Source organism: Skermania sp. ID1734, from assembly GCF_007489285.1.
Taxonomy (GTDB): Bacteria; Actinomycetota; Actinomycetes; order Mycobacteriales; family Mycobacteriaceae; genus ID1734.
This window is the reverse complement of record NZ_VLIY01000039.1, coordinates 1-6,044: the sequence shown is the minus strand read 5'-3', so window position 1 is coordinate 6,044 and position 6,044 is coordinate 1. Positions and strand designations below refer to the sequence as shown.

General features: G+C 67.5%; 5 protein-coding genes and 2 pseudogenes. 4 read left to right on the top strand and 3 right to left on the bottom strand.

Annotated elements, in window-relative coordinates; genetic code table 11:
- Both FOS14_RS25055 and FOS14_RS24380 read right to left on the bottom strand, forming a co-directional pair.
- Window positions 1–214 (bottom strand): hypothetical protein (locus FOS14_RS25055; protein WP_221936767.1); only part of this gene is annotated, 214 nt, incomplete at its 3' end.
- A 197-nt stretch (window positions 215–411) separates the two neighbouring features.
- On the bottom strand, window positions 412–1,308 hold the full coding sequence (locus FOS14_RS24380) for a helix-turn-helix transcriptional regulator (protein WP_143773420.1): 897 nt from the start codon (window positions 1,306–1,308) through the stop codon (window positions 412–414).
- Between the two features lie 122 nt (window positions 1,309–1,430).
- Between FOS14_RS24380 and FOS14_RS24375 the strand changes: the two genes are divergently transcribed.
- The 3 genes from FOS14_RS24375 to FOS14_RS24365 all read left to right on the top strand — a co-directional run bounded on the left by FOS14_RS24375 (window position 1,431) and on the right by FOS14_RS24365 (window position 4,422).
- The gene (locus tag FOS14_RS24375; protein ID WP_143773419.1) at window positions 1,431–2,453 is read left to right on the top strand and encodes a zinc-dependent alcohol dehydrogenase family protein; all 1,023 of its coding nucleotides are present in this window, start codon (window positions 1,431–1,433) and stop codon (window positions 2,451–2,453) included.
- 94 nt (window positions 2,454–2,547) lie between these two features.
- Complete coding sequence (locus tag FOS14_RS24370) at window positions 2,548–3,315, top strand: glucose 1-dehydrogenase (protein ID WP_143773418.1); 768 nt, start codon at window positions 2,548–2,550, stop codon at window positions 3,313–3,315.
- A gap of 27 nt (window positions 3,316–3,342) precedes the next feature.
- Window positions 3,343–4,422: an alpha/beta hydrolase gene (locus FOS14_RS24365; protein WP_143773417.1), complete on the top strand. Its 1,080-nt coding sequence runs from the start codon at window positions 3,343–3,345 to the stop codon at window positions 4,420–4,422.
- A gap of 186 nt (window positions 4,423–4,608) precedes the next feature.
- Here the strand turns inward: FOS14_RS24365 and FOS14_RS24360 are convergent.
- Window positions 4,609–5,751 (bottom strand): annotated as a pseudogene (locus FOS14_RS24360) (transposase); the annotation flags it as partial.
- Between the two features lie 116 nt (window positions 5,752–5,867).
- Here FOS14_RS24360 and FOS14_RS25380 point away from each other — a divergent pair.
- Window positions 5,868–6,044 (top strand): annotated as a pseudogene (locus FOS14_RS25380) (integrase); the annotation flags it as partial.

Sequence of the window (6,044 nt, the reverse complement as noted above, 5' to 3'; positions counted from 1 at the left end):
ACTTCTTCACGAAGAGCAGCACTGCGCGCGCTGCCAGCCTCACGAGCAGGTCTTGACCGTGATGTGCGGACGCTGCGGCAACGGCCCGTTGGTTGCCGGCGTCTACGCCGACCCAGGCGGCGGCATACCGGATACGGTCGCGTGCTGGCTCACTGACAATGGCTGGGCCGTGTCCCCAGAGCTCATCTGCCCAATCCATCCATGACGTGCTCACACGGCCTAGGCGCACAGGTCACTCGCATCGTGAACCTACGAACTCGGTCTACCGTGACTTTTCGTTCCGTTGTTCCTCAGAGGCGGTCCCGGGACGGGATCGCCGCAGGCCGGTTCCGATGATACCCGGGATAATGGCCCGTTATCCGGAGTAACTCGCGAACGCGCCGACCGGGACTGGCCAAGCGGATCGAACAGCTAATGGTGACGGGGGCGGATGCGGGGGACGTCGTCGTTGACAGTCTGGTGCTGCTTCTGCGTTTCTGCCCAGGTCGCCAGGAGAGTGAGCGCGTCAGCGCTGGGAGTGCCGGGGTCGGCGGTGTAGGTGGTGATAGCGATGTGTGGGTCGCCGGGCAGGGTGAAGTCGTTGTAGGCGAGATCCATCGTCCCAACGGCGGGGTGGTGGATGGTCTTGTGTCCTGTGGTGTGGCGGGCCACGTTGTGTTTGGCCCAGCGGGTGCTGAAATCAACACTGCGGGTGGACAACTCGCCGATGAGTGCGGTCACCTCCGTGTCGAGGGGGTCGCGGCCGGCGGTCGCGCGCAGGATGGCGACCAGCTGGTTCTTCGCCTCGTCGAGGTCGGTGTAGAACGCCGCCGCGCGGGGGTCCAGGAACACGTAGCGGGCGAAGTTCGCGGGCTGCTGGGCCATGTCGAACAGGTCGGCATACAGGGCGCGGCCCAGGTCGTTGGCGGCGAGGAGATCGAGGCGGTCGTTCATCACGACCGCGGGCACGCTCATGGAGTCGAGGACCTGCTGCACCGACGCGGTGATCGGTGAGCGGGGTTCGGTGCGGCGCCGGCGTGCGCCGGGAGCGACGTTGCGGGCCAGCTGGTGCAGGTGGGCGCGCTCGTCGTCGTCGAGCTGCAACGCCCGAGCGATCGCGTCCAGGACGCTGTCGGAGGCGCCGCCGAGGCGGCCGCGTTCGATGCGGGTGTAGTACTCGACGCTCAGACCGGCGAGCATGGCGACTTCCTCGCGCCGCAACCCTTTGACACGCCGGTCACCACCCACGTGGGGCAGCCCGGCCTGGCCGGGTGTGATCCTTTCCCGGCGGCTCATGAGAAAGCCTTTGATCTCCTGCTCGAACTCCATGGTTTCCAGGCTAGGACGACGGTCGCCGGTGTGGGGGTCCCTGACAGTGCCTGGCAGGCGTGCGCGTGACGCGCGACGGTGGTTATGCATCAGCAATCCCTCGGTGAAAGGAACATCTGCCCATGCGTGGAGCTGTGATCTATGGTCCCGGCGACGTCCGGGTGGAACAACGCGAGAACCCCGCGATCATCGCCCCGACCGATGCGATCATCCGCGTATCGGCCGCCTGTGTGTGCGGTTCGGATCTGTGGGATTACCGCGGCATCAACGAGGTGGCGCGACCGACGCCGATGGGGCATGAGTACGTCGGTGTGGTCACCGAGATCGGCGACCAGGTGAAAACGGTCGCTGTCGGTGATTTCGTCGTCGGGTCGTTCTTCGCCTCGGACAACACCTGCGAGATCTGCGTGGCCGGTTACCAGTCCCGGTGCGTGCACGCCGAGTTCGTCGGAGCCGGTGGGGCCCAGGCGGAGTATCTGAGGGTGCCGCTGGCCGACGGCACCCTCGTCGTCACCCCGGCGATGCCCGACGAGGACGTCATCCCCTCGCTGCTGACCGCGTCCGATGTGCTGGGCACAGGCTGGTTCGGCGCCGTCGCCGCGCAGGTCGGGCCGGGCAAGACCGTGGCCGTGGTCGGTGACGGTGCGGTCGGTCTGCTGGCGGTGCTGGCGGCCAAGCAGCTGGGTGCGGAGCGGATCATCGCGATGTCGCGGCACGCCTCGCGCCAGCAGCTGGCCCGGGAGTTCGGTGCGACCGACATCGTCGCTGAACGCGGCGACGAGGGCGTGGCCAGGATCAAAGAACTCACCGGCGGATACGGCGCGCACAGCGTGATCGAGGCCGTCGGCACCCAGGAATCGATGATGCAGGCCATCCGCTCCACCCGCCCCGGCGGGCACGTCGGCTACGTCGGCGTGGCCCATGGTGTCCAGCTTCCCGGTGAGGAGCTGGTTTTCGCCGAGGTGCACCTGCACGGCGGGCCCGCCCCGGTGCGCCGGTTCCTGCCCGAGCTGATCGGGCTCATCTGGGACCGCAAGATCGACCCCGGCAAGGTCTTCGACCTCACCCTGCCCCTCGACGAGGCAGCAGAGGGATTCGCGGCGATGGACCAGCGCCGCGCCATCAAAACCCTGCTCAAGCCCTGACCGCCACTCACTAGTACCTCCGACCGCCGGGGCCTCGAGCACCTCGGGCGGGTTGCGGAAACCTCATTTTCGACTTCGACAGGAGACCCCCTTCATGAACCCCACCTACGACTTCTCCGGGCAGGTTGCCTTCGTCACCGGCGCCGCCTCCGGCATGGGCTTGGCCGCCGCCCGCGGCTTCGCCGCCTCCGGTGCCGCGGTGGTGCTGGCCGACCGCGACCCCGACGCCGTCCACGCCGCCGCCGAACAGATCACCGCCAGCGGCGGGCGGGCGATCGGTGTCGTCTGTGATGTCACCGACGAAGAGCAGGTCGCAGCAGCAGTACAGCGCGCGGTCACCGAGTACGGGCGCTTGGACATGGCGTTCAACAACGCGGGCATCCAGGTGCCGCCGACCGACGCGGCCGAGGAGACCGCCGCGAACTTCGACGGTGTCAACGCCGTCAACCTGCGCGGGGTGTGGGCGGCGATGAAGCACGAACTGCGGCAGATGCGTGAGCAGGGCAGCGGCGCCATCGTCAACTGCTCCTCACTCGGCGGGCTCGTCGGGCTGCCCGAGCGCGCGGCGTATCACGCCTCCAAGCACGGTGTCATCGGCCTGACCCGCAGCGCGGCGGTCGAATACGCCTCGCGCGGCATCCGCATCAACGCTGTGTGCCCCGGTGTCATCGACACCCCGATGGTCGCCGACATGGTCGAAAACCAGGCCGAGGCGATGGCCGAGATCATCAAGGAACAGCCCATCGGGCGACTCGGTGCCGCCGAGGAAGTCGCCGCAGCGGTGCTGTGGCTGTGCAGTCCCGGCGCCAGCTTCGTCATCGGCACCGCCCTGCCCGTCGACGGCGGATTCACCGTCCACTGACCCCCGGCTCGACCCGAAGGACGAACCATGCCCTCCCTCGACAGACTTCTCACCAAACCCACCACAGCACTGGGCGCCGTCCTGGTCGCCGTCGCCACCCTGGGCCTGGCCGGATGCGCCACGTCCACCGGTGAGACCGGTCCCGGGAACGCCGCCGCGTCGGCCGAGTGGGACAACACCTTCCCCGCCAGTGACGCGGTCTCCGTGGAGAAGGTGAACTTCGGCAACCGGCTCGGTATCACCCTCGCCGGTGACCTGTACATGCCGAAGAACATCGACACCTCGGTACGCCACCCCGCCCTCATCGTCGGCCACCCCTACGGCGGCGTGAAGGAACAGACCTCGGGGTTGTATGCCCAGCAGATGGCCGAACGAGGTTTCGTGACCTTGGCTTTCGACGCCTCCTACGGTGGGGAGAGCGGCGGCACGCCGCGCAACATCGCCTCCCCGGAAGCCTTCACCGAAGATTTCAGCGCCGCCGTGGACTTCCTCGGCACCCACCAGCAGGTCGACCGCGACCGCATCGGGGTCATCGGTATCTGCGGCAGCGGCGGCTTCTCCCTCGCCGCGGCCGCCGCCGACCCACGCATCCGCGCCTTGGCCACGGTGAGCATGTACGACATGGGCCGCGCCATGCGCCAAGGCCTCAACGACACCGTGTCCGAGGACCAGCGCAAAGCCAACCTCGCCGCAGCCGCACAGCAGCGGTGGGCCGAGGCCGACGGCGCCGGGCCGCAGATGGTCGCGGGCACCCTCGAGGAACTGACACCGCAAGCCGGCGCGGTGGATCGAGAATTCTTCGACTACTACCGCACTCCCCGCGGGCATCACCCGCGCGCGACCACCGAGTTCACCCTCACCAGTCAACCGGCGATGAACGCGTTCTTCCCCATGACGCAGATCGAGGCGATCTCACCGCGCCCCCTGCTGTTCGTCGCCGGGGAGAACGCCCACTCCCGGTACTTCAGCGAAGACGCCTTCGCCCGCGCGGCCGAACCCAAACAGCTCGTGATCGTGCCCGGTGCGGGGCATGTCGACCTCTACGACCGCACCGAGATCATCCCGTTCGACCGACTGACCGAATTCTTCGACCAAAACCTAGCCTGACCGCACCCAATAGGTCAGGGCGCGCCTCTCTGGTGCGCCCTGACCCGGGCGCGTCCGGGCCTTCTTGCGGGCGCGGGCCCGGACGAAGGTTCGCGGCAGTTCGAGGTGTGCGGCGCAGGCCCGCAGCGGCTGAGCGCCCGCCACGCGCCTCGCTTCCTCCGGGGACAGGCGATGAGGCCAGCTGGTTCAGAACAGGGTGTCGCGCACCCGTAGCGGCCGATACCCGGTCGGGCCCAACTGGGCGAGTTCGGCGTCGATGTCGACCTCGATCGCGCCGAAGAAGTTGATGTTGGCGCTGTGCGCCGGGGAAATGTGGGCCAAGACCTCGTCGTCGATGCGTTGCCCGGCCCGGCGCATCTGCTCGACGGCGAGCCCGTAATACTCGGTGGTCCAAGCGATCACCGCGTTGGTGGCCAGAGTCAGGCACCAGGCTTGCTCGGTCTGGTCTTGCAACTGGCGGGCCCGGATCATGCCCTCGTGGGCATACAGCAGGTCTCGGCGCAGTGCGTGCAGGGATTCGCCCTTGTTGAGCTGGCGGGAGATCTTGCGCCGGTAGTCGGGATCGGAGAGGTATTTCGCGGCGTAGATCGTGCGCCGCAGCGCCCCGTACTCCTTCAACGCCGCAGCCAGGGTGTTCTGACGGCCCGAGGCCGACAGTTTGCCGACCAGCAGGGAGGCGGTGGCGTGCCCGAACTTCAACGACCCGGCCAGCCGCAGCAGGTCGTCCCAGTGCTCGGCGATCAGATCCAGGTTCGCCTTGCGGGTCATCAACGGGCCCGCGTGCGGGAACCGGTCCTCGGCGGCCGCGCGCGGGCCCGGCCGGTAGAGGGTGATCCGACCCAAATCGCGGATGCGCGGGGACAGCTGCATCCCGAGCAGGTCGAACAGCCCGAAATTCACCAGGGTGACCCCGTGGGTGTCGGTGGCGTGTTCGGTGATCGGCAGGTCGGTGGCGTTGCCCAGGATCTCGTCGAGCACGTAGTGGGCTTCGCGCTTGGTCGCCACGATCACCTTGGTGCCGTAGGTGGCGTGGGAGTCGGTGACATGGGTGTAGGTCGACAGGCCCTCGTGAGCGAAGTAGCGACTCATCGGCCGCGCCGTCGTGGATTTCCCGCGCGTGGGGAAACGCTGCCCATCGCTCGACGACAAGGTCCCGGCGCCGAACACCGGGGTAAGCGGGAGCCGCTGGTGGTAGTCGATGAGTACCAGGTTGGCCGCGCGCAGGGTTTCCTCGCGCACATACCATTCGTCGGTCCAGGACAAGATGTCGTAGGAGATGCCGCAGGCCTCGGCCATCCTGGTCAACCCGAGGTTGGTCGAGTGCGTTATCTGGAGTCGATCACGGGGTGTCTTGGACGTGTATGACGGACCGTTGGGTTCCGTTAATTCGCTTGGCGGACGTGGTTATCTGCGGCTGTCCAGCACGCGGGTTCTCAGGAGGTCTGATGCATGTTCAGCGGGTGGTGATGCCCGGTTCGCGGCGTGAGTCGTGGACCGTTCTCGGCGCGGACGCGGCGCCGATCGTGTGGGTCGAGCGGTACCTGGCGTATCTGACCGATATCGAGCGGTCCCCGAATACGGTCAAGGCGTATGCCCACGATTTGAAGGACTGGTTCGTCTTT